The 22665-nt window shown below is 62.1% G+C and carries 25 protein-coding genes; 18 read left to right on the forward strand and 7 right to left on the reverse strand.

From position 1 onward, the window contains the following. The first annotated feature begins 238 nt into the window (after positions 1-238). From B9A19_RS10900 to B9A19_RS10975, 16 genes are all read left to right on the forward strand, one after another. Positions 239-814 carry a TMEM165/GDT1 family protein gene (locus tag B9A19_RS10900; RefSeq protein WP_084090878.1) on the forward strand — a complete coding sequence of 192 codons (576 nt, stop codon included), beginning with the start codon at positions 239-241 and terminating at the stop codon, positions 812-814. Between the two features lie 50 nt (positions 815-864). Continuing rightward, positions 865-2157, forward strand: a complete 1293-nt coding sequence (locus B9A19_RS10905) for an NCS2 family permease (RefSeq protein ID WP_084090825.1) — start codon at positions 865-867, stop codon at positions 2155-2157. Positions 2158-2178: 21 nt separating this feature from the next. After that, positions 2179-2739 carry an adenine phosphoribosyltransferase gene (locus tag B9A19_RS10910; protein WP_084090826.1) on the forward strand — a complete coding sequence of 187 codons (561 nt, stop codon included), beginning with the start codon at positions 2179-2181 and terminating at the stop codon, positions 2737-2739. Positions 2740-2809: 70 nt separating this feature from the next. Then, the gene (locus tag B9A19_RS10915) at positions 2810-3364 is read left to right on the forward strand and encodes a hypoxanthine-guanine phosphoribosyltransferase (protein ID WP_084090827.1); all 555 of its coding nucleotides are present in this window, start codon (positions 2810-2812) and stop codon (positions 3362-3364) included. 158 nt (positions 3365-3522) lie between these two features. After that, positions 3523-5181 (forward strand): magnesium transporter CorA family protein, encoded by a 1659-nt coding sequence (locus B9A19_RS10920; protein WP_084090828.1) that lies wholly within the window; start codon positions 3523-3525, stop codon positions 5179-5181. Positions 5182-5192: 11 nt separating this feature from the next. Next, positions 5193-5393, forward strand: coding sequence for a hypothetical protein (locus tag B9A19_RS10925; RefSeq protein WP_084090829.1), 201 nt, complete (start codon positions 5193-5195; stop codon positions 5391-5393). Positions 5394-5490: 97 nt separating this feature from the next. Then, positions 5491-6738: a serine hydroxymethyltransferase gene (gene glyA, locus B9A19_RS10930; RefSeq protein WP_084090830.1), complete on the forward strand. Its 1248-nt coding sequence runs from the start codon at positions 5491-5493 to the stop codon at positions 6736-6738. A gap of 91 nt (positions 6739-6829) precedes the next feature. Next, positions 6830-7285, forward strand: a complete 456-nt coding sequence (gene nrdR / locus B9A19_RS10935; RefSeq protein WP_084090831.1) for a transcriptional regulator NrdR — start codon at positions 6830-6832, stop codon at positions 7283-7285. A 3-nt stretch (positions 7286-7288) separates the two neighbouring features. Further along, positions 7289-8011, forward strand: coding sequence for a glutamine amidotransferase (locus B9A19_RS10940; protein WP_084090832.1), 723 nt, complete (start codon positions 7289-7291; stop codon positions 8009-8011). Beyond that, the gene (gene ribD / locus B9A19_RS10945; protein WP_084090833.1) at positions 8008-9141 is read left to right on the forward strand and encodes a bifunctional diaminohydroxyphosphoribosylaminopyrimidine deaminase/5-amino-6-(5-phosphoribosylamino)uracil reductase RibD; all 1134 of its coding nucleotides are present in this window, start codon (positions 8008-8010) and stop codon (positions 9139-9141) included. The genes B9A19_RS10940 and ribD overlap by 4 nt, the downstream gene beginning before the upstream one ends. Before the next feature lie 93 nt (positions 9142-9234). Next, a complete protein-coding gene (locus B9A19_RS10950) occupies positions 9235-9849 on the forward strand; it encodes a riboflavin synthase (protein WP_084090834.1) in 615 nt (204 codons plus the stop codon). Continuing rightward, positions 9846-10958 (forward strand): bifunctional 3,4-dihydroxy-2-butanone-4-phosphate synthase/GTP cyclohydrolase II, encoded by a 1113-nt coding sequence (gene ribBA, locus B9A19_RS10955; protein ID WP_245804328.1) that lies wholly within the window; start codon positions 9846-9848, stop codon positions 10956-10958. Before B9A19_RS10950 ends, ribBA begins: the two co-directional genes overlap by 4 nt. Then, positions 10958-11434, forward strand: a complete 477-nt coding sequence (gene ribH / locus B9A19_RS10960; protein WP_084090835.1) for a 6,7-dimethyl-8-ribityllumazine synthase — start codon at positions 10958-10960, stop codon at positions 11432-11434. The genes ribBA and ribH overlap by 1 nt, the downstream gene beginning before the upstream one ends. Then, positions 11431-11916, forward strand: a complete 486-nt coding sequence (gene nusB / locus B9A19_RS10965; protein ID WP_084090836.1) for a transcription antitermination factor NusB — start codon at positions 11431-11433, stop codon at positions 11914-11916. The genes ribH and nusB overlap by 4 nt, the downstream gene beginning before the upstream one ends. Positions 11917-11925: 9 nt before the next feature. Beyond that, positions 11926-12894, forward strand: coding sequence for a thiamine-phosphate kinase (gene thiL, locus B9A19_RS10970; RefSeq protein ID WP_084090837.1), 969 nt, complete (start codon positions 11926-11928; stop codon positions 12892-12894). Between the two features lie 13 nt (positions 12895-12907). After that, positions 12908-13402 carry a phosphatidylglycerophosphatase A family protein gene (locus B9A19_RS10975; RefSeq protein ID WP_084090838.1) on the forward strand — a complete coding sequence of 165 codons (495 nt, stop codon included), beginning with the start codon at positions 12908-12910 and terminating at the stop codon, positions 13400-13402. A 70-nt stretch (positions 13403-13472) separates the two neighbouring features. On the opposite strand, the gene B9A19_RS10980 is transcribed toward B9A19_RS10975, so the two are convergent. The 4 genes from B9A19_RS10980 to B9A19_RS10995 form a co-directional block, all read right to left on the reverse strand. Then, on the reverse strand, positions 13473-15137 hold the full coding sequence (locus B9A19_RS10980) for a carbohydrate-binding protein (protein ID WP_084090839.1): 1665 nt from the start codon (positions 15135-15137) through the stop codon (positions 13473-13475). Between the two features lie 295 nt (positions 15138-15432). Continuing rightward, entirely contained in the window at positions 15433-15960 is a 528-nt protein-coding gene (gene msrA / locus B9A19_RS10985) for a peptide-methionine (S)-S-oxide reductase MsrA (protein ID WP_084090840.1), read from the reverse strand. Between the two features lie 70 nt (positions 15961-16030). Continuing rightward, the gene (queF, locus tag B9A19_RS10990) at positions 16031-16858 is read right to left on the reverse strand and encodes an NADPH-dependent 7-cyano-7-deazaguanine reductase QueF (protein ID WP_084090841.1); all 828 of its coding nucleotides are present in this window, start codon (positions 16856-16858) and stop codon (positions 16031-16033) included. Positions 16859-16869: 11 nt separating this feature from the next. Next, the gene (locus B9A19_RS10995) at positions 16870-17457 is read right to left on the reverse strand and encodes a LexA family protein (protein WP_084090842.1); all 588 of its coding nucleotides are present in this window, start codon (positions 17455-17457) and stop codon (positions 16870-16872) included. A gap of 153 nt (positions 17458-17610) precedes the next feature. Here B9A19_RS10995 and B9A19_RS11000 point away from each other — a divergent pair, with 153 nt between their 5' ends. Both B9A19_RS11000 and B9A19_RS11005 read left to right on the forward strand, forming a co-directional pair. Further along, a complete protein-coding gene (locus tag B9A19_RS11000; protein ID WP_084090880.1) occupies positions 17611-18546 on the forward strand; it encodes a tRNA-dihydrouridine synthase in 936 nt (311 codons plus the stop codon). 27 nt (positions 18547-18573) lie between these two features. Beyond that, on the forward strand, positions 18574-18981 hold the full coding sequence (locus B9A19_RS11005; protein WP_139798781.1) for a hypothetical protein: 408 nt from the start codon (positions 18574-18576) through the stop codon (positions 18979-18981). Positions 18982-19024: 43 nt separating this feature from the next. On the opposite strand, the gene B9A19_RS11010 is transcribed toward B9A19_RS11005, so the two are convergent. From B9A19_RS11010 to dapA, 3 genes are all read right to left on the reverse strand, one after another. Further along, positions 19025-20443: a DUF2252 domain-containing protein gene (locus tag B9A19_RS11010; protein ID WP_084090844.1), complete on the reverse strand. Its 1419-nt coding sequence runs from the start codon at positions 20441-20443 to the stop codon at positions 19025-19027. A 140-nt stretch (positions 20444-20583) separates the two neighbouring features. Beyond that, positions 20584-21723, reverse strand: coding sequence for an NlpB/DapX family lipoprotein (bamC, locus tag B9A19_RS11015; protein WP_176216886.1), 1140 nt, complete (start codon positions 21721-21723; stop codon positions 20584-20586). Positions 21724-21783: 60 nt separating this feature from the next. Beyond that, a complete protein-coding gene (gene dapA, locus B9A19_RS11020; protein WP_084090846.1) occupies positions 21784-22659 on the reverse strand; it encodes a 4-hydroxy-tetrahydrodipicolinate synthase in 876 nt (291 codons plus the stop codon). Between the last annotated feature and the right edge of the window lie 6 nt (positions 22660-22665).

Raw genomic sequence — 22665 nt, forward strand, 5'->3', positions numbered from 1 at the left:
AAGGTTGAACTTGTAAGCTGGCTCGGGTAGACTGCGCGCTTCTTCAGGGGAGTAGTCGCCCGCAGCTGTACCAGCGGGAGTTGCATCAACAGACTTGAAACCGGCCCGGCTGTGTTTCATGGTGCAACTAGCGGTTCGCAATGAGCCGCCTGGCAAGACTTGAGGTTGTTTTGCAGCGCCTTGGATGGGCCGCCGCAAAGCGGCCTCGCGTCCATTGCCCATCCCGGAGTCCGACCTCATGTTTGATGCCTTTCTCGTTTCCACTGGCGTAGTGGCCGTTGCCGAAATGGGTGACAAGACCCAGTTGCTGGCGCTGATCCTTGCTGCGCGCTTCCCGCACCGCTGGCCCATCGTGGCCGGCATATTTGTGTCAACCGTGCTTAACCACTTTGCTGCTGGTTGGGTAGGCACCTTGCTGGCGGGCGTGTTTGATCCGTCCTGGCTGCGCTGGATCGTGGGTTTCGGCTTCCTTGCCATTGCCGCCTGGGCCTTGATTCCCGACGAAATGGATGAGGGCGATGCTACGGTTAAGCCTTATGGCGCTTTTATTGCAACGGCGATAGCTTTCTTTCTGGCCGAAATGGGCGATAAAACACAGATAGCCACCGTGGCGCTGGCGGTGAAATACCACCCGTTGTGGCAGGTGGTGATGGGCACGACACTGGGCATGATGCTGGCCAATGTGCCGGCCGTATTGCTCGGCAGCTGGGTTTCCGCGCGCATGCAGTTGCTGCGCTCGGTGCGCTTTGTTGCCGCTGCGATATTCGGTTTGCTGGGTGTGCTGGCGCTGCTGGGTGTGGGTACAAGTCTGTAATGATCCTTTCGGCCGCATACCAATAAACAGATCACTGGGGAGTTTTTGAGATGTTGGAACAGCTGTTCAAGCTCAAGGAGCACGGCACCGACGTCAGGACCGAAGTCATTGCCGGCTTCACCACGTTCCTGACCATGGCGTACATCGTGTTCGTCAATCCGTCCATCCTGTCGGCGACGGGCATGGATTTCAACGCCGTTTTCGTGGCGACCTGCCTCGCGGCCGCGCTGGGCACTGCCATCATGGGCCTGGTGGCCAATTACCCGATGGCGCTGGCGCCGGGTATGGGGCTGAACGCCTACTTCACCTTCTCGGTGGTCAAGGGCATGGGCGTGCCGTGGCAGGTGGCGCTGGGGGCGGTATTCATCTCCGGCATCGTGTTCCTCGCCGTCAGCCTGTTCAAGGTGCGTGAGGCCATTGTCAATGCGATTCCGCAGTCGCTCAAGTTTGCCATTTCGGCTGGCGTGGGTTTCTTCCTGGCGCTGATCGCGCTCAAGAGTGCTGGCGTGGTGGTCGGCTCGCCGGCCACGCTGGTCACGCTGGGTTCGCTGCATGATCCCAGGGTGTTGCTGGCCATCTTCGGCTTTTTCCTGATCGTGGCGCTCGAATACCGCCGGGTGCCGGGTTCCATCATCATCGGCATCCTGGCTGTAACCGTGTTGTCGATTGCGCTGCACCTTTCCGAGTTCAAAGGTGTGGTCTCCATGCCGCCGTCGCTGGAGCCGACCCTGTTCAAGATGGACTTGTCCGGTGCAATGAATGTCGGCCTGCTGGGTGTGGTGTTTGTGTTTTTCTTTGTCGATCTGTTCGATACCACCGGCACGCTGATCGGCGTGTCGCACCGTGCCGGCCTGCTGGACAAGGACGGCAAGCTGCCGCGCCTGAAAAAAGCACTGCTGGCCGATTCCATTGCCATTTCAGTGGGTGCTGCATTGGGCACCTCGTCTACCACCGCTTATGTCGAATCGGCAGCCGGCACCGCCGTGGGTGGCCGTACCGGCCTGACCGCCGTGGTGGTGGCCATCCTGTTCCTGGCTGCGCTGTTCCTCGCGCCGCTGGCGGGCGCCGTACCGGCATATGCAACCGCGCCGGCGCTGGGCTATGTGGCGGTGCTGATGGCACGTGGTCTGTCGGAAATCGAATGGGACGACCTGACCGAGTCGGCACCAGCGGTGCTCACCGCGCTGGCCATGCCGTTCACCTTCTCGATTGCCGACGGCATCGCCTTTGGCTTCATCAGCTATGCTGCCATCAAGCTGCTGTCTGGCCGTTTCAAGGATCTGAAGCCGGCCGTGGTAGTGATTGCGATCCTGTGGATCGTGAAATTCGCGCTGTTCCCGTAAACCTCTGAAAGGCCAACCGGCATGAGTCATTCGAAGGAGGGTGCGCTGGATAGCACCTATATCCGCAACCATATCCGTACCGTGCCGGATTGGCCCGAGCCCGGGGTGCAGTTTCGCGACATCACCCCGCTGTTGCAAAACCCCAAGACCTTCCGCGTGTTGGTTGATCTGTTCGTGCACCGCTATATGGACAAGCAGCTCGACATCGTTGCCGGTGTCGATGCGCGCGGCTTCATTCTGGGTGCCGTGGTGGCCTATGAGCTGAACCTGGGCTTCGTGCCCATCCGCAAGAAGGGCAAGTTGCCCTTTTTGACAGTGCAGGAAGAGTACGAGCTGGAATACGGTTCGGCCACGGTCGAGATCCATACCGATGCCTGCAAGCCGGGTGACCGCGTGCTGCTGATCGACGATCTGGTGGCCACTGGCGGCACCATGATTGCCGCTGCCAAGCTGCTGACGCGCATTGGTGCCGAAGTGGTCGAGGCTGCAGCCATCGTCGATCTGCCCGAGCTGGGTGGCTCGAAGCTGATTCGCGACCTGAACATCCCGCTGCATACAGTGTGTAATTTTGCCGGCCACTGAGTATCCGGGCTGCCCCGGTTTTGGCTATACCATTGAAACAAGACCCCGGCTGGACGGGGGAGCATAGACGATGACACTAGAACTTCCTGAAGCCCGCACGATTATCGACAACGCCGACTGCCTGCACAGCGAGGCCGAAGTGCTGGCCGCGCTGGACAGCATGGCGGCAGCCATGACCGCCCGTTTGGCTGATGCCAACCCGATTGTGTACACCATCATGAATGGTGGTTTGATCGTCGCCGGCCACCTGCTGCCGCGGCTGCGTTTTCCGCTGGAGTGCTCTTATCTGCACGCCACGCGCTATCGCCACGAAACCAGCGGCGGTGCGCTGAACTGGAAAGTGGCGCCGAGCGAAGAGCTGAAGGGCCGCTCGGTGGTCATCGTGGATGACATTCTCGATGAGGGCCACACGCTGGCCGCAGTGATCGACTACTGCAAGAAGCAGGGCGCGCGCGAGGTGCTGGTGGCCGTGCTGGTGGACAAGCAGCATGATCGCAAGGCGCCGGGTGTGAAGGCTGATTTTGTCGGCCTGCAGGTGCAGGATCGCTTCTTGTTCGGTTGTGGCATGGATTACCAGGGCTACTGGCGCAATACACTGGCGATTTACGCGGTGAAGGGCTTGTAGCACCCCGTTTGCGCCAGCGCGGAACGGCAGCCAGTGGCTGCCGTTTTTGTTTGCGGCTGCAACAAGATGTGTTGCCCCATCAGTGCGTTATATGCCCCGTCACGGCGTCGCCACAGAGCCTGTGCTATAAACGCAGCGTCAAAAGAGCGGGGGCAGGCATGGAGCGCGATGAGGATGTGCTGGTGCGGCATTTCCGCCAGATCCTGATCTGGCCGCTGCAATTGATGCCCACCGATCACCATGGTGGCCGGCACTGGGAACGTATGCGCGATGCCGCCAAGGCCGGCTCGCCCTGGCAGCCACGCCCGGGCGAATTCGATTGCCCGGCGACCGAGTTCCAGGAGCGCCACTACCGCGAGTTCATCACCTTTCTGCCCTATGTGCAGCGTTTCTTGTATGGCGAAGGCGGCAGCGAGGCCGATAGCGAGGCCACCTACGGCCGCTCGCCGCTGCACGTGTTCCGCCGCTGTGATATCCAGGCCGTGCGGGTGACGTTCAAGGACGGCGTCACGATAGACTTCCCCATCGCGCATATCGACCTGTATTTCTTTTATGACATCGATATCGTCATCCTCGCGTTTGAAATGAAAGGCGACGACCTGCCGCTCAAGCGCGTGCAGGACACCATGTTCCGCTTCGGGCGCTCTTTCCCGGCGCAGTGGGATGAAGATGAAGAAGCCGCCAGTTGCCCGCGCCGCGTCGCGTGGCTGGATGCGGTGGGGCGCGAGATTGCCGTCTCGGATTACGACGAGCGCGTGGTCTATCTGGCTCACCTGGGCCAGTTCCGCTCGCCACGGCTGTCCAGCCACTGGGATTTCCTGCTGGCGCCCATGGTGCCGCACCACTCGGACGTGGCCGGCCCGGTGCGCTACCGACAGATCGAATACCACCGCATGCCGCTGATGGCCTATCTGTCGCTGGATGACCCGTTCGCGCTCGATGATGATGATTTCTATCAGCTGGGCATGGTGACCCGGCCGGGCGATCAGGATGCGCTACCGCATTCCAGCCGGCTGTTCCTGGAATTTTTGCGCGAGGTCTGTTTCGACCGCTTCTGGGCACCGGACAAGAAAACCGCAGCCGGTTCCACGCGCATGATGTGCAACGGGCACGCCTTTGTCATGGTCGGCATGCATGGCCGCAAGCATTTCTCGGATGCCAGCACCGGTGCGCTGGGGCAGTTTCGCCACCAATTGTTCCTGCTGACCCTGGTTGCACACTTCCACAAGGCGGCATTGCTGCTGTTCTCCGATCGCGTGGCGGCCTTGCTGTCGCAACTGAATATCCGCGACCCGCTGTCAGTGCGCATGTTCAAGCGCGATATCCGTTTGCAGCTGGAGGTGTTCCTGCGCTTCCGCCAGCGTTACTGGTTCCGCGAGGTCTCCAACCAGATGGTGGCGGCCCACCTTTACAGCATGCTGCGCAACCACCTGGGCACCGAGGCGCTGTTCGACGAGGTGCAGGCCTCGGTGCAGAACATGAACCAGTATCTGGAAAACGACGACCTGCGCCGCCAGGCCGATACCGTGGTGCGGCTGACGGTGGTGACCATCCTTGGCATGGTCGGCACCACCGCCAGCGGTTTTCTGGGCATGAACATCTTCGATTTCACCCATGAGGCGCCGTGGACCAAATTCGGCATCCTGATGGCGACCTTGATCCCGACCATGCTGTTGACCTTCTATACCTTGATGCGCTCGCGCGGCCTGAGTGAGTTCCTGGATGCGATGGCGGATGAGCGGATGAGCTGGCGCAAGCGCATCCTTGCCTTCTTCAAGATATGGAAGAAGCGGCCGAGCGGGCACACGCAGCAATAGGACGGTCTTGCATGGACGAACTGCTGGGGTACTTTGTGACCTTCTGGGCATTTTGCCTGAGTAGCCAAGTACGATGCAGGGCGATGAGTGCATTTGGCGCCAGCAACTTGCTTGGTCGCACGTTTGCGGTCTTCGATGCTTTGTTGTCCCTGTTGGCTGGGTTGGGCTTGCCATTGACATTGCTTTACGTTGCCCAGTCGGGGCTTGCATGAACGGAATTCATGACAGCCGCGTTTCCGTTGCAATGCGAAAAATGACGTCGCCGTGCTAAAATGCGCCTCTTTCCAGTCATTTACGGAACTTGCCGCCATGTTCTCCCGCGCCGTCACCCTCGCCCAGTACGATCCCGAACTCAACGCCGCCCTGCAGGGTGAAGTCGTTCGTCAGCACGAGCACATCGAGCTGATTGCCTCGGAAAACTACACCAGCCCGGCCGTGATGGAAGCGCAAGGCTCGCAACTGACCAACAAGTATGCCGAGGGTTACCCGGGCAAGCGTTTCTACGGCGGCTGTGAATATGTCGACGTAATCGAACAACTGGCCATCGACCGCGTGAAGGCACTGTTCGGTGCTGAATACGCCAACGTGCAGCCGCATTCGGGTTCGCAAGCCAACCAGGCCGTCTACTTCAGCATCCTGAAGCCGGGCGACACCGTAATGGGCATGAACCTGGGCCACGGTGGCCACCTTACACACGGCTCGCCGGCCAACCTGTCGGGCAAGCTGTTCAATATCGTTGCCTACGGCCTGAACGAAAACGAAGAAATCGATTACGACGAAATGGAGCGCATTGCGCTGGAAACCAAGCCCAAGCTGCTGATTGGCGGCGCTTCGGCCTATGCGCTGCGTTTCGACTGGGCGCGCATGCGTGAAATCGCCGACAAGGTTGGCGCTTACTTCATGGTCGACATGGCGCACTACGCCGGCCTGATCGCTGCCGGCGTGTACCCGAACCCGGTGCCGCACGCACACTTTGTGACTTCGACTACGCACAAGACATTGCGCGGCCCGCGCGGCGGCATCATCCTGGCCAAGGCCGAGTTCGAAAAGCAACTGAACTCCAACGTGTTCCCGACCCTGCAAGGCGGCCCGCTGATGCACGTGATCGCCGGCAAGGCCGTTGCGTTCAAGGAAGCGGCAACACCGGAATTCAAGGTGTATCAAGAGCAGGTTGCCAAGAACGCCCAAGCCATGGCGACCGCACTGGCTGCCCGTGGCGTGCGCATCATCTCGGGTCGTACCGAGTCGCACGTGTTCCTGGTTGACCTGCGCCCCAAGGGCCTGACCGGCAAGGCTGCCGATGCCGCACTGGGCAAGGCGCACATCACCGTCAACAAGAACGCCATCCCGAACGACCCGGAAAGCCCGTTCGTGACCTCGGGCATCCGCATCGGTTCGCCGGCCATCACCACACGTGGCTTCAAGGAAGCCGAAGCAGTCGAAGTGGCCAACCTGATTGCCGACGTGCTGGACAACCCGAACGACGAAGCGAACCTGGCTGCCGTAGCCGAGAAGGTCAAGGCGCTGACCGCGCGCTTCCCGGTCTACACCGCGTAACACCGGTTTCGGGCTGAGTATGACAGGGTGGGGCTTGCTCCACCCTTTTGCCTTTTTGTGCGCTGTATCGTGTGTGCAGGAGTGAATGCGGATGAAGTGCCCGTTTTGTGGTTCCCCCGATACGACGGTGGTTGATTCGCGTGTGTCCGATGAGGGCGATGTCATCCGTCGCCGCCGCCGCTGCGCAGTGTGCGACAAACGCTTCACCACCTTCGAGACCGCCGAAGTCCGCATGCCCCAGGTGGTGAAGACCACCGGCCAGCGCGTCGATTTCGACCGCGAGAAAATCCGCACCTCCTTCCAGCGCGCGCTGCACAAGCGCCCGGTGCCCACGCATCTGGTGGACGAGGCCATTGCCCGCATCATCCAGCGTGTGCTCACGGTGGGTGACCGCGAAATCATGTCGCGCCAGATCGGCGAGATGGTGATGGCCGAGCTGGCCAAGCTGGACAAGGTGGCCTACATCCGGTTTGCCTCGGTTTACCGCAGCTTCTCCGATGTCGATGATTTCCGTGACGTGATCCGTGAAGTAACCAAAAAGGAATAGCTCGTGACGCAAACCTGCTGGGCAATCCGCCATGTGGCGTTCGAAGACCTGGGCACGCTGGCCGCGCCGTTGCAGGCTGCCGGCTATGCCATCCGCTATCTGGAAGCGGGGATTGATGATCCGGCACAGCTGGATGGCGCGGACGACCGCGATCTGCTGGTCGTGCTGGGTGGCCCGATCGGCGCCTACGAGACCGACAGTTATCCGTGGCTGCATGCGGAAATTGCGGCCATCGGCCGCTGGCTGCGTGCCGGTCGCCCAACGCTGGGCATCTGCCTGGGGTCGCAATTGATGGCGGCAGCGCTTGGTGCGCGCGTTTATCCGGGCCATGAAAAGGAAATCGGCTGGTATCCGCTGACGGCCACTGCGGCTGGCGCGGCCGCCGGCATCGCTGCGCTGACCACACCGCATACCACCATGTTGCACTGGCACGGTGATACCTTCGATTTGCCCGAGGGGGCGACCCTGCTGGCGTCGAGCGCCGCCTATCCGCATCAGGTTTACAGCTGGGGCGAGCGTGCGCTGGCCTTCCAGTGCCACCCGGAGTTCGATGCGCAGCGGCAAGAGCAGTGGATGATAGGTCATGCTGGCGAGCTGGCCGGGCAGGGCATTGATCTGGCTGGACTGCGCGCGCTGGGTGTCGAGCATGGCGCGCAGCTGAAGCGGCAAACGCAGGTCTGGTTGGCGCAGTGGCTGGCGCAGCTCACGCCGGGGCAGCGTGCATGAGCGACACGCAAGCCGCAACAGACCACTACTGGATGCAGCACGCGCTGGCATTGGCTAAGCGCGGCCAATGCAATACCACGCCCAATCCATGCGTGGGCTGCGTGCTGGTCAGGGATGGCGTGATCGTCGGCGAGGGGCATAGCCAGCAGGCCGGCGGCCCGCATGCCGAGGTGATGGCCATGCGCATGGCGGGCGACGCGGCACGCGGCGCAACGGCCTATGTGACGCTGGAGCCATGCAGCCACCATGGCCGCACGCCGCCGTGCGCGGATGGGCTGATTGCTGCGGGCGTGGTGCGCGTGGTAGCCGCCTTGCGCGACCCCAATCCGCTGGTAGCCGGGCGTGGCCTGAGCCGTCTGAACGACGCGGGTATTCCGGCGCAGGCCGGCGTGCTGCGCGATGCCGCGCTGGAGCATCACAAGGGTTTTCTCAGCCGCATGGTGCGGGGCCGGCCGTGGCTGCGCATCAAGATGGCGGCCAGCCTGGATGGCCGCACCGCATTGGCTGATGGGCAATCGCAATGGATTACCGGGCCGGCCGCGCGTGCTGATGTGCAGCGCTTGCGCGCCCGCTCGTGCGCCATGCTGACCGGCATCGGCACCGTGCTGGCCGATGATCCACAACTCACCGTGCGTGATCCGCAAGGCGTGGACTGGCAAGGGCGCCAGCCGCTGCGCGTGGTGGTCGACAGCCGCTTGCGCACGCCGCCAACGGCGAAGCTGCTGCAGACACCGGGCGTGCTGATCGTTGCTGCGCAGGGTGATGCCGCACGGCGGCAGGCGCTGCAGGCGGCCGGGGCGGAGGTCATGCTGCTGGCCGGCACCGATGGGCGTGTCGATCTGGCGGCGCTACTGGACGAGCTGGGCCGGCGCGGCATGAACGAAGTGACGGTGGAGGCGGGCGGTGCACTGGCCGGTGTATTGCTGCAGGCTGGGCTGGTGGATGAAGTGATCCTGTATCAGGCGCCGGTGCTGATCGGCAACGGCCGTGGCGTAGCCGAGTTCGATCTGGCCAGCCTGGCGGACAAACTGACGCCTCGCGTATTCGAGCGCCGCATGGTGGGCGACGACCAGCGCATCACTTTGCGCTTTACCGATGCCGCCGCGCTGAGTGGCGAGGCGGCGCAATAAATGACGGCACAAGGCTTGAAGCGGGGCAACTCGCCCCGACTCTGTCTTGATTGACCAAATGCACCGCCACAAGCGGGCCACAGGGAGCAGACCATGTTTACCGGAATCGTAGAAACCGTTGCCACCATCGAGCACGTTGAGCCCTTTGCCGGCGGCGTCCGCCTGACCGTGCATGCGCCGGGGCTGGACTTCACCGATGTGGGCCTGGGTGACAGCATCACCCACAACGGCGCCTGCATGACGGTGACCAGCCTGTTGCCTGACAATCGCTTCACCATTGATGTGTCGGACGAATCGCTGCGCTGCACGGTGGGGCTGGATCGTGCCGGCAACCGTGTCAATCTGGAAAAAGCGCTGCGCGTGAACGCGCGGCTGGGTGGCCATCTGGTCTCCGGCCATGTGGACGGTATTGGCGACGTGGTGTCGTTCGACCCGGTGGGCGACAACCGCGAGCTGGTGGTGCGTGCCCCGCAAGCACTGGCCAAATACCTGGCCGTGAAAGGCTCGGTGGTGGTGAATGGCGTATCGCTCACCACTAACTTCGTGCGCGATGTGGACGGCGGCTGCGAGTTCTCGATCAACCTGATCCCGCATACGCTGCAGGTCACCACGCTGGGCGGCCTGGCTGCCGGCAGTAAGGTGAATCTGGAAATCGACTTGATTGCACGCTACGTGGAACGCATGCTGTCCTTGGAGGCTCGCCCATGACCGCAGTGAACATCTCGCCGATCCAGGACATCATTGCCGACATCCGTCTGGGCAAGATGGTCATCCTTGTCGACGAGGAGGATCGCGAGAATGAAGGTGATCTGGTGCTGGCGGCGGATTTCGTCACCCCCGAGATCATCAATTTCATGGCCAAGTACGGCCGTGGGCTGATCTGTCTGACCCTGACCGCCGAGCGCGGCAAGCAGCTCAACCTGCCGCTGATGGTGGCACACAATGGCTCGGGCCATGGCACCAATTTCACCGTGTCGATCGAGGCGGCCGAGGGCGTGAGTACCGGCATTTCGGCGCATGATCGTGCCCTCACCATCAAGCGTGCGGTGGCCTTCGACGCCAAGCCCAGCGATATCGTCTCGCCCGGGCATGTGTTCCCGCTGCTGGCGCAACCGGGTGGCGTGCTGGTGCGCGCCGGCCATACCGAGGCCGGCTGTGATCTGGCCATGCTGGCCGGTTTGCAGCCTGCATCGGTGATCTGCGAGATCATGAACGACGACGGCACCATGGCGCGGCTGCCGCAATTGCTGGCCTTTGCCGCCGAGCATGATCTGAAGGTGGGCACCATTGCCGACCTGATTCATTACCGCAGCCAGACAGAATCGCTGATCGAATGCGCAGGAAAGCGTAAAATCAACACCTTTGCCGGCGAATTCGAGCTGGCCGTGTTCCGCGACAAACTCTCTACCGCCACGCATCTGGCGCTGGTGAAGGGGCAGCCGACGCCGGATACCGAAACGCTGGTGCGCGTGCACGAGCCGCTGTCGGTGATGGACTGGCTGGATCTGAGCCACACGGGCCATTCGTGGAGCGTGCCGGCGTCGCTGGAAGCCATTGCGCGCAGTGACAGCGGCGTGATGATCCTGCTGCACCGCGATGAAAGTGGCGAGGACGTGCTGGCGCGGGCGCTGCCCGAGCTGCAGCTGGAAAAACCGCGTAAATGGGATTTGCGTACCTACGGGATTGGTGCGCAAATGCTCAAATCACTGGGTGTGGGCAAGATGCGCTTGCTCTCGCCGGAACGAAAAATCCCCAGCATGACCGGCTTCGGACTGGAAATCACCGGTTTCGAATGCCTGCAACAAGGAAAACACTGATGAGCGGAATCTCCGTGATCGAACCCGACCTGAATGGTGCGGGCCTGCGCATTGCCATCGTGATGGCGCGCTTCAATACCCCCGTCTGCCATGGCCTGCGCGATGCCTGCCTGAGCGAACTGGCCAGCCTGGGCGTGGCCGAGCAGGACATCCTGCTGATGACCGTGCCGGGTGCACTGGAAATCCCGCTGGTGCTGCAAACACTGGCCGAATCGGGCGAGTATGACGCGCTGATCGCACTGGGCGCCATTATCCGCGGCGAGACTTACCACTTCGAGCTGGTGTCGAATGAATCGGGCGCGGGCGTGACCCGTGTCGGTCTCGACTACGGTCTGCCGATTGCCAACGCCATCCTCACCACCGAAACCGACGAGCAAGCCGAAGTGCGCATGGTCGAAAAGGGTGCGGATGCCGCACGTGTGGCGGTCGAAATGGCCAATCTGCAACGCAATCTGCAAGAGGCGCTGGAAGCATGAGCGAGCAACAGACCCCCGCCGCCAAGCCGGCCAAGCCCAAGTCGCCGCGCCGCCGCGCACGCGAATTCGCCGTGCAGGGCATTTACCAATGGCAACTGACCGGCGACTTGCCGGCGGTGATCGAGCGCAATCTGCGCGATAGCGATACCAGTTTTGCCAAGGCCGACGAGGCATTGTTCCGCAGCATTTTGTTCGGTGCGCTCAAGGATGCCTCCGCGCTCAAGGAAGCGCTGGTTCCGCATATCGATCGCGACTTTGCCGAAGTCAGCCCGGTTGAGGCTGCCGTGCTGCTGGCTGCGGCGTTCGAGATCATCCACACGCCGGAAACGCCGTACCCGGTGATCGTCAACGAATCCATCGAGCTGGCCAAGACTTTTGGCGGCAGCGATGGCCACAAGTTCGTCAATGGCGTGCTCGACAAGCTGGCCGCTGCCAAGCGCCCGGAAGAAATCGAATCCATCCGCGCCAAGCGCCGTGGCTAAACCGCGCGCGTGAACGAGTTCGAGCTGATCGGTCGTTACTTCACCCGCCCGGCGCAGCGCGCCGTGCTGGGTGTGGGCGATGATTGCGCGCTGCTCGCGCCGGCACAGGGCCGGCAGTTGGCCATTTCGGCCGACATGCTGGTGGCCGGCCGCCACTTTTTTCCCGATGTCGATCCCTATCGGCTGGGCCACAAGGCACTGGCGGTCAATCTGTCCGACTTGGCCGCGATGGGTGCACAGCCGAGCTGGTGCACGCTGTCCATTGCCTTGCCAGCCGTCGATGAAGCTTGGCTGGCGGCGTTCAGTGCCGGCTTTTTTGCGCTGGCCGATCTGCATGGCGTCGAGCTGGTGGGCGGCGATACTACGCGCGGCCCGCTGACCATTGCGGTGCAGATTGCCGGCGAGATCGAGCCGGGCCAGGCGCTGCGGCGCGATGGCGCACGGATCGGCGACGATATCTGGGTGTCCGGTGTGCTGGGTGCTGCGTCGGTGGCGGTGTTGGCGCGCAGTGGCAAGCTGGCCGGGCAGGGCATTGTGCTCTCTGCCGAACAACAGGCCCGCTGTGGCGAGCGGCTGGATATGCCCACACCAAGAGTCGCGCTCGGCCGTGCCTTGCGTGGCATTGCCCATGCGGCGCTGGATGTGTCCGATGGTCTGCTGGGCGATTTGCGCCATATCGCAGCGCGATCCGGCGTTGCGGCTGAACTGGACTGGCTCCAGCTGCCCGTCGACCCCGCCATCATCAATCTACCGCTGGCCATGCAGCAGCAGGCCGTGCTGACCGGTGGCGACGAATACGAACTCTGCTTTACCGCCGCGACTGCACAACGTGCCGCCTTGCAGGCCCTGTCTGTAGAGCTGGACCTGCCATTGACCCGTATCGGCCGCATCACGGCTGGCGAAGGCGTGCACGCCCGTGCCGGCGACGGCAGCCCGCTGCTGGCCGGTGCACGCGGCTTTGACCATTTCGCGGCCTGACCGCGCGGATACCATGCCTGCCATCCTGCATCCTGATCGCCGCTTTCTGTTTGCCCACCCGGCTCATTTCATCGCGCTGGGCTTTGGTAGTGGCTTGCCACGCAAGGCGCCGGGCACCTGGGGCACTTTGGCGGCGCTGCCGTTATACGCACTGCTGATGCTTGCGCTGACGCCGCTGCAGATCGTGCTGCTGTGCATTCCGGTGTTCCTGCTGGGCTGGTGGGCGGCCGACAAGACCGGCAAGGCGCTGGGTGTGCACGATCATGGCAGCATCGTCATCGACGAGATCGTGGCCATGTGGCTGGTGCTGGCTTATGTGCCGGTTACCTGGCTGGGCTGGCTGCTGGCCTTCGGCCTGTTCCGCTTGTTCGATATCGTCAAACCGTGGCCGATCCGCTGGTTTGACGAACGCGTGCCCGGCGGCTTTGGTGTGATGCTGGATGATTTGCTGGCAGCTGGTTTTGCGGTGGCTGTGCTGTGGGGCCTGCTGCACTGGCACGTTATCTAGTGCTGATAAAATGAAAACCCGGCAAAGCAGCGCTTTGCCGGGTTTTTTCATGCCACTGCTCTCTGACTGATTACGGTGTCAGCTTGGGCAGTGTTGGCAGTACATCACTGCAGTTACCTACCAGTGGCAGGTTGTAGCAGACGAATTGGCCAGCGGTGTTTTCTGTTGCGGCACCGGCCGGGGCTGGCTGGTGGACGCGCTGTTTCCAGATTTGCCAGATCATGAAGCCATCATTGGGCTTGCCCTTGTTCTTGATGTACTTCACCAGCGTTTGCACGTTGTAGTACGCCGTGGCCATATTGTTCTGGCCGGTCAGCATGTCTGCATCGTACTGCACGCCACCGTCGTTCAACTTGAGCACTGCGCCGCCCGCACCTTCCGGAGCGATTTCCATGCCCATATTGATCGGGCCGTTGTAAATCGCGCGGTACGATTCATAGCCTTCACGCGGGTCGTAGTAATCGCCGCCATCGTACGACATCAGGTTGATGTGGCTGATCTTGCTGCCCTGGTTCTTCACTACGCTGTACATCACGCCACCGAACGGCGAACCCCACTGCACCTTGCCTTCTTCGAACGGGCTACCCTTCACGTAATAGGCACCGGTCGACCAGCCTGCCACCGAGATGCCGATATTGGCGCCGCGGTTGTGGATTTCGCTATACAGCGTGTTGATGATGTTGGCGATCTGGCCATCGGTATTGCAGCTGAAGCTGCTGGCATCGCCCTTGTTGCATTGGGCGCCTTCGGTTTCCCAGTCCACATCGACGCCGGATGCACCCAGGTCCTGCACCAGATCGACCACGCGCGCGGCGTTGAAGTTGGCCCAGCTGCTGCCTTGGCTGTAGGACCAGCCACCGATCGACACCCACACCTGCGTACCGCGCGCCTTCAATGCGGCAATGATGTTGCGCAGGTCTTGCGCCTGCTGCGCGGTAAAGGTTTTCTGGCCGGCGTTGGTGCTGGCACCCTCGACGAACTCGAATCCGGCCACCGACTGGTCGAACTTGTACGAGCCCTTCACATACGCGGTATCCGGCTTGGCGAACGCCAGGTTGATGTGCGTGAAATAGTTGGGAATGTTGGCCGTGCTCAGGTCATAGATGCTGGTATTCCAGGTGCTGGAATAACCCACATACATGCGGCTGCCCGGTGGCACCGGGGTCGGTGTCGGGCCGCCCGGCGTCGGGGTGACGGTCGGGATCGGCGTGGGCGACGGCGTGCCGCCGCAGGGGCCGTTGTCGGTCCACGGCTGGCCATCACCATTGCTGGACGATGGAATATTGTTCTGTGTCCACCACTTGGCGGTGTAGTTGCGGTTGTTGTAGCTCACCTGAGCGCCACCGTTGTAGGCAGTGCTGCTGTTCCATGTGGCATAGCAGCCGGTGCCCGGCACCGGGGTGGCGGTGGGCGGCGTAGTCGGCGCGCGCGTGGGTGTTGGCGCAGTGGTCGGGGTCGGGCCGCCGGTTGGCGGGGTGGTGGGCACCGGTGTGGCCGTCGGCACGGTGGTCACGCCGCTGCTCGGGCCCAGATCGGTCCACAGCGATGCATTGCCCGGATTCCAGCCGGTGCTGCTGTAGTCAGTCTGGTTGACCAGTGCACGGTAGTCGTGGCCGTTGTAGCTGACCACGGTGCCGGCGGTGTAATAGACATCCGGCTGCCAGGCCGGTGCGGCGAATGCACACGTCGCCGCCATGCTTGCGATCAAGGCAAGCAGGGTATTGCGGTTGAACATGGTTGTCTCCTCTATTTATGAACGGCCGCTGCGTGCACCGCATTGCAGGCGGTTCGTGCGCGGCCGGTATGTAACTATCCTGATTATGAAAGCGCTGTCAATGAAGTGCATGACAGGGAGAGACAGCCATGTGGTGGAGTGGCGTGAATGCTATGTAGGACCGGGTAAGTTTCCGCCGAGTGGCAGCGTGAGATGTGGGGTAAAATGTATGGCGGGACCATGCCCGGATGCACGGCAGAGGCCGGAGGGGAAAGCCGGCCCCCTTCCACTGGAAAGGAAGGGCGCCGGCAAAGGCTTACTGGCTCAGTTCGCCATGATATTTCAACAGCTTGCCCACCTTGGGGCCAACCACAGCCATGCAATAGGGCTGGTTGGGATTGCGGTTGAAATAGTCTTGATGGTATGTCTCGGCCGGGTAGAAGGTCTGCAGTGGCACGATCTGGGTGACGATGGGTGCGTTGAAAGCATGTGCAGTCGTCAACTCGGCCACCTTGGCGTTTGCCTGCTGCTGTTGCGCCGCATCATGGCAGAAGATGGCCGAGCGATACTGTGTGCCGACGTCATTACCCTGCCGGTTGAGGGTGGTGGGATCGTGGATGGTAAAGAAAACGTCCAGCAGGCTATCGAAGCTCACCACGCTGTCGTCATAACTGATCTGCACCACCTCGGCATGTCCGGTGTCGCCGCCGCAGACTGCACGGTAATCCGGATGGGCGGTGTGCCCGCCCATATAGCCGGATACCACCTGATCCACGCCGCGTACGCGCTGGAAAACCGCTTCCAGACACCAAAAACAGCCGCCTGCCAGAGTTGCTTGTGCCATGTGTTGCTCCTGATTCGTTTACCCACACTCAGGTGCGGGCGAAATCTGCCACCACAAGCAATCTCTTCGATTACTGCCGGGCGGTACGCAGATTGGTCGGTGCAGGGGCGTTGAAATTACAGCGGTAGGGGTTGATGTCCAGTCCGCCACGGCGGGTATAGCGGGCGTAGACGGCCAGCTTGATCGGTTTGCAGTCGCGCTGGATGTCGGTAAAGATGCGCTCGACACACTGCTCGTGAAACTCGTTGTGGTTGCGGAACGAGATCAGGTAGCGCAGCAATGATTCGCGGTTGATGGGCTGGCCGATATAGCGGATCTGCACGCTGGCCCAGTCTGGCTGACCGGTGACCAAACAGTTGGACTTGAGCAGATTGGACACCAGCACTTCATCCACCGGTGCGTCGGCTTCGTCACACTTGAGCAGGCCGGGCTGCGGGCTGTAGGTCTCCACCTCGATATCGAGGTTGTCGATGTTGTAGCCATCCAGCTCGGCAAACTTCAGGCCGGCCCAGCGCTCCGGCTCGAACAGCTCAACCTGTACCGGTGCCTGCACGGCTTGCGAGAGATCGTCGCGCAGCAGGGTGGCCAGAGCCTCGACATTGTCCAGCCGGGTCTGGTTGAAGCTGTTCAGATAGAGTTTGAACGACTTGGATTCGATGATGTTGGCGCTCTGGGCGGGCACCTGGAATACGGCGGTGGCCACTTGTGGCTTGCCGCGCGCGTTCAGCCATGACAGCTCGTAGCCATTCCAGATATCCACGCCCATGAAGGGCAGGGTGCCGGTCAGGCCGATTTCGTCGCGCTTGCCCTGGCGCGGAATCGGGAACAGCAGGGCAGGGTCGTATTCGGTGATGTAGCTGACGGCTTTGCCCAGCGGCGATTGTTGCGGATCGGACATGCTCAGTTTCCTCAACGGTATTTGCGGATCAAGCCCACCATGATGCCAAAAATTTCCAGTCCTTCGCGCGGCCGGATTGGCTGAAAGGCAGCATTGTGCGGCAGCAACAAATACCCTTGCTTGTCGCGCGCCAGCTCCTTCAGCGTATATTCGCCATCAACAATGGCAATCACGATGTCGCCTACGCCGGCAGCATGGCGTTTTTCGACGATGGCAATGTCGCCGTCGTAGATGCCGGCATCCATCATTGAATCGCCGCGTACTTTCACCATGATGGTGGTGGACGGGCGCGGAATCAGGTATTCGTCGATGGACAGCGATTCGCTCATCGCATCGTTGGCGGCGGCGGGCAGACCGGCCGGCACGTTGAAGTCGGCCAGTTCGCGCTCGAAAAAACGCTTGGTAGGGGCCAGGCGCTTTTCCGGCGTCATTTCAATATAGCCAGCCAGGGTCAACCGCTTGACCAGCGCCGATACGGCCGATTTGGAGGCCATGCCCAGCAGCTCGCCGATGGTGGCGTAGGAGGGCAGGATGCGGTAATCGGCGTAGTAATCCTGCAGCTTGGCCAGGTATTCGTTGTCGCGGTTCGGGTTGCCCATGGTGTGCTCGCGCAGAACATTCGTTCACTCAGCTTAAGGTGAACGATCGTACGCTGTCAATCGTCGCCTGCTCGATACGGCCGGGTTGCACTGGAGTAGAATCGCGCCTTTGCTTGCAGGTCAGGATACAAGGTGCAGATTTATCTGGCCCCGATGGAGGGGCTGCTCGACCATGTGTTGCGCGACATGTTGACCCGGCTGGGCGGGGTGGACCTGTGCGTGACCGAGTTCGTGCGTGTATCGGGCACCTTGTTGCCCAACAAGACGTTCTATCGCATTGCGCCCGAGTTGCTGCATGGCAGTCGCACGCCATCCGGCGTGCCGGTGCGCGTGCAATTACTGGGGTCGGACCCGGTGTGCATGGCCGAGAACGCGGCCAAGCTGGCGGCGCTGGGGCCGCTGGGCATCGACCTGAACTTTGGTTGCCCGGCCAAGACCGTCAACCGTCATCGTGGTGGTGCGGTGCTGCTGGACGAGCCGGAAACCGTGCATGCGATTGTGGCGGCTGTACGCAGTGCCGTGCCGGCGCACCTGCCAGTGACGGCCAAGATGCGGCTGGGTTATACCGACCGCAGTCGCAAGCTGGAATGTGCACAGGCCATCGAGGCCGCCGGTGCGGCCGAGCTGGTGGTGCATGCGCGCACCAAGACCGATGGCTATCGCCCGCCGGCCTATTGGGAAGAGCTGCCTGCCATCCGTGAGGCGATCAATATTCCGCTGATCGCCAATGGCGAAATCTGGACGGTGGGCGATTTCCAGCGCTGTCGTACGGTCTCCGGCTGTGACGACATCATGCTGGGGCGTGGCATGGTGGCCGCACCGGGCCTGGCGCGCGCGGCGAAAGGCGAGGGTGACGCAAGCTGGAGCGAGGTTGCGCCCTTGCTGCCGTTGTTCTGGGAAAAAGTCGAACCCGAAGTCCTGCCCAAGCACCGTGCCGGCCGCCTCAAGCAGTGGCTGGCCTATCTGCGCAAGATTTACCCCGAGGCGGACGAGCTGTTCCTGCGCTGCAGGACACTGGTCGATCCCGCCGAGGTCGAGCAAGCGGTATTTCCTGCGCTGGACAAGCAGACTGCCGCAAGCCATGCTTGAGCGGACTGCCCCAACCGGAGAACCCCCTTGCGTATTTCCTTGCTGATTGTCGGGCTGGCGCTGAGTGCGTCGGCCTCGTTGTGCGCCGCGCAGGGCGCAACTTTCCTCGCCAACTCGCCGCTGCTCAAACTGCAGAAAGACGAAGTGCCGGCACTGCGTGAGTTGCTCGACACTACGCTCGATCAGGCTGCCGATGGCGAAACGCGCAGCTGGGACAATTTGCAGGGCAGCAATCCGCACAAACTCACCGTGACACTGACGCCGACACGCAGCTATGAACGTATGGTGCAGCAGCAAAAACTGCCGTGCCGCAGCGTGCGCGTCAACATCAAGGCCAAGGCGCAGCAGGACAGGGTGAATGCCAGCTACTGCAAGCGCGATGAGCGCTGGGTGTCGTTGTTCGAGCTGCAACACCCGCGCAAGGCGGCGAAGTAAACCGCCACAAGGAATGTGATGGCTGGCCGCAAGGGCCAGCCGCTCACACGGTGAAATCCGCCGCGTAATCCTGATCGGTGCGCGCCTCGACCTTGCCGCTGCGGCAGGCCTTGGCAAAGTGCTCGAAATCACGCTCTACCTGATCGGCATAACGTGCTGCATAGCGGGCAACTGCTTCCGCAAAACTGTCGTTGCTGCCGATATAGCCGCTGATTTCCGGCGCCATGCCGCTGGCCTTGGCATGGGCGCGCGCCAGTACCCAGCCGCATACCTTGCCGTATTCCTTGAGCAGATGCGCGTCATACAGCTCGATGTCGGCCGATAGCTTCATATCGCGCAACTGGCGGCCATAGAAATGCCGACCCGACGGGCCGCTGGTCCAGCCCAGAAAAATGTCGCTGGCGGCCTGCATCAGGCGCTGGCCATCCACCACGCGCCGCCCCTCATGCTGATAGGGGCTTTTTACCTTCACGTAGTCGGCCAGCACCGAGCGGCGTGCTTCCTTGAACTGCAGGAACAGCGGCTTGCCCTGCGCATCGACCATCAGCGCGATCAGGCAACGCGTGCCCACGCTGCCGACGCCCACCACCTTGAACGCCATGTCATGCCGCGCGAACTGGCTGAGCAACTGCCGGTAGTTGGCGCTCAGAGTGCCCACGTAATCCTTGTACAGCTTGCCGATAATGGCATCGCCGCTGCCCAGTCGCAGCCAGTCGTCTTCGGCGCCGAACAGGGTGCTGCTGCCGTGGATGTGGAACACTGCGGGCGGTGCATCGCGTATCGTCCACTGGCCATGCTTCTCGTTGCCCAGCTTGGGCAACAACTGCTCGTGGGTGCGTCCGCCAGCCTTGCTCATGCCCGCCTTCACACGCTTGCGCGCCTCGGGGGCGTCGACCACCTTGAGCAGTCGCTCGAAGGTGATGCGCTCGTACCAGACCTCCAGCATCCCCAGTTGTGCATACTCGGCCATGCGTTGCTGGTAGCTGGCCACGGCGGTGTAGGCCGCCTCCTGTGCGGCGGCTTCGCCATGGCGCAGGTGGCGTGATGCCACCACCAGGCTGGCGGCCAGCCGCTTTACATCCCACTCCCACGGGCCGGGGTGGGTTTCGTCGAAATCGTTGAGATCGAAAATCAGGTTGCGTTCGGGCGTGGCAAAACCGCCGAAATTGGACAGGTGCGCGTCACCGCACAATTGCACGCACAGCCCGGTGCTGGCACTGCTGCCCAGATCGTGCGCCTGCAGGATGGCGCTGCCGCGAAAGAAGGTGAAGGGCGATGCCAGCATGCGGCCATAGCGCAGCGGCACCAGTCCCTCTACGCGGCCAGCGCTGTTGGCACGCAACAGGGCCAGTGGGTCGCGGTGAACATGGCCGATGTCGTCATGTTCGCTGCGTTGCAGCTGCTTGCGGCTGGCACGTCCCAGGGCAATGCGGTCGGTCAGGGTGTGCGGCTGGCGGGCCATGTGGGTCTCCGGCTGGCAATGGACTGACCTCATTCTGACCCAAAGCCGCCTGCTTGGGCAGCCAGTATCGGTACGTGATTGTTGCGAACATGAAAAAGGACGACCCGCAGATCGTCCCTTTTCTTTCCGGGCGTGCCGGATTACTTCAACTGGCTCAGCAGTGCGCTCAGCAATGCTTGTTGTGTGGCGTTGTCGGCCTGCTTGCCATCGCGACCGGATACGGTCAGCCTGGTTTGGTTCACCGCACTGGCCAGTTTGACTTCAAACTCGCTGGGCTTGGCTGCCTTGCCTGCTGCCTTGCCGTCGCCGTTGTCACCCCAGAACTTGAGCTTGGACCAGAAGCTGCTGTTTTCTTCCTGTGCGATATCGGCATCGGCGCGGCGCACGTAATACACGCCCTTGCTGCGATCACGGTCCACAACAACGTAGCCGCTCATGTCCAGCGCCAGACCGACACGGCGCCATGCACGGTCGAAGTCGTCATACACCGCCAGCGCCTGGCTGCTGTCGATCAGCGCGGCGCGGGCCTGCTGTACCACCGGCTTTTTCACGGTAGATTGGGCCTGGCCCTCGCTCATGCCAAAGCGTTGCAGCAGCAGGGCCATCATTTCGGCTTCCAGCTCAGGATCGGACGGACGCGGGGTCCATACGGTCTGGGTTTCAGCGTTCTTGCCGGTGGCCTTGGTTTCGGTCGTGCCATCGGCAAACACCTCTACCATGCCTCGGTGAGTCAGGTAAATTTCGGTCGTGTCTGGCGTTGTGCCACGCTCGACGCGGGTGCGGTATTTATCCAGCTCGCCGGTGGAGATGAAGCGGTCCGCCACCTTGCGCAGCATCTTGGTGACCCAGTCACTCGGCAGGCTGGCGCGATTTTCCAGCCAGTCGGTTTCCATGATGCCGATGGACGGATTGTCGACCTTCAGCAGGAAACCGTTGTCCAGCCAGAATTCGCGCAGTTGTGGCCACACCTTTTCTGGTGAGCCTTTGACTTCAAGCCAGCGTTGATTGCCTTCCTGTACCAAGCGTGCGTTGCCGTCGATCGGCAGTACGCTGGTCGAGGCGGTGCTGCTGGCAGGTGCCTGATAGGTCGACAGCGACTTGGCCGGGACCGTGTAATTGGCATTGCTGGATGGCGCTGTCAGATCCGGCGGCACCTCCAGCGAATTTGTCGTCGTGTTGTCGCTGCCGGAGCGGTAGTCAACCTTGCGTTGCAGCATCAGTTGATCGGTACTGCAGGCAGCCAGGCCCAGCACGAGGGCCAGGGTGGTCAAACGGGTCATGGTTTTCATCGGTGTCGAATCGCTTGCTATTGAGCAGGAGTGAAGACAGGCACGCGCTGTTTAGAGCAGACCGGCCGTAGCGAGTGCTTCACGCACGACGCCCTGGTTGGCATTGGCCAGTCGGGTGAGCGGCAGGCGGATGCCCGGGCCAATGCGGCCCAGTGCTTCCAGTGCCCACTTGACCGGGATGGGGTTGGCTTCGACGAACAGGTGCTTGTGCAGCCCCTGCAGCTTGTCGTTGATGGCGCGTGCCTCGGCAATGCGGCCAGTGCTGGCAGCGACGCACAGATCGTGCATTTCGCGCGGCGCCACGTTGGCGGTGACCGAAATCACGCCGTTGCCACCTTGCAGCACGAAGGCCAGTGTCGAGGCATCGTCACCGGACAGCAGGGTGAAGCCCTGCGGCGCGCGCTTGACCAGATCGGCAGCGCGTTCCATGTTGCCGGTGGCGTCCTTGATGCCGACGATGCCCGGCAGCTCGGCCAGACGCAGTGCAGTGTCGTTGGACAGATCGGTAATGGTGCGGCCTGGCACGTTGTACAGCAGCGTGGGCAGATCGACGGCTTCGGCGATGGCCTTGAAGTGCAGGTACAGGCCTTCCTGCGTCGGCTTGTTGTAGTACGGGACCACCGACAGGCCATAGCTTGCGCCGACATCCTTGGCGCGCTGCGACAGCGCAATGGCTTCTTTGGTGGAGTTGGCGCCGGTGCCGGCGATCACCGGCACGCGGCCGGCTGCTTGCTCGACGATGACGCGGACGATCTCGATGTGTTCTTCCACATCGACCGTCGGCGATTCGCCGGTGGTGCCGACGGCGACAATGCCGTCGGTGCCTTGTTCAATATGCCAATCGACCAACTTGCGCAGGGTCGGGAAATCGAGACTGCCGTCTTCGAACATGGGGGTGACGATCGCCACCAGACTGCCTGTAAGCATCAAACG

It is taken from the genome of Andreprevotia lacus DSM 23236, from assembly GCF_900176275.1.
GTDB lineage: Bacteria > Pseudomonadota > Gammaproteobacteria > Burkholderiales > Chitinibacteraceae > Andreprevotia > Andreprevotia lacus.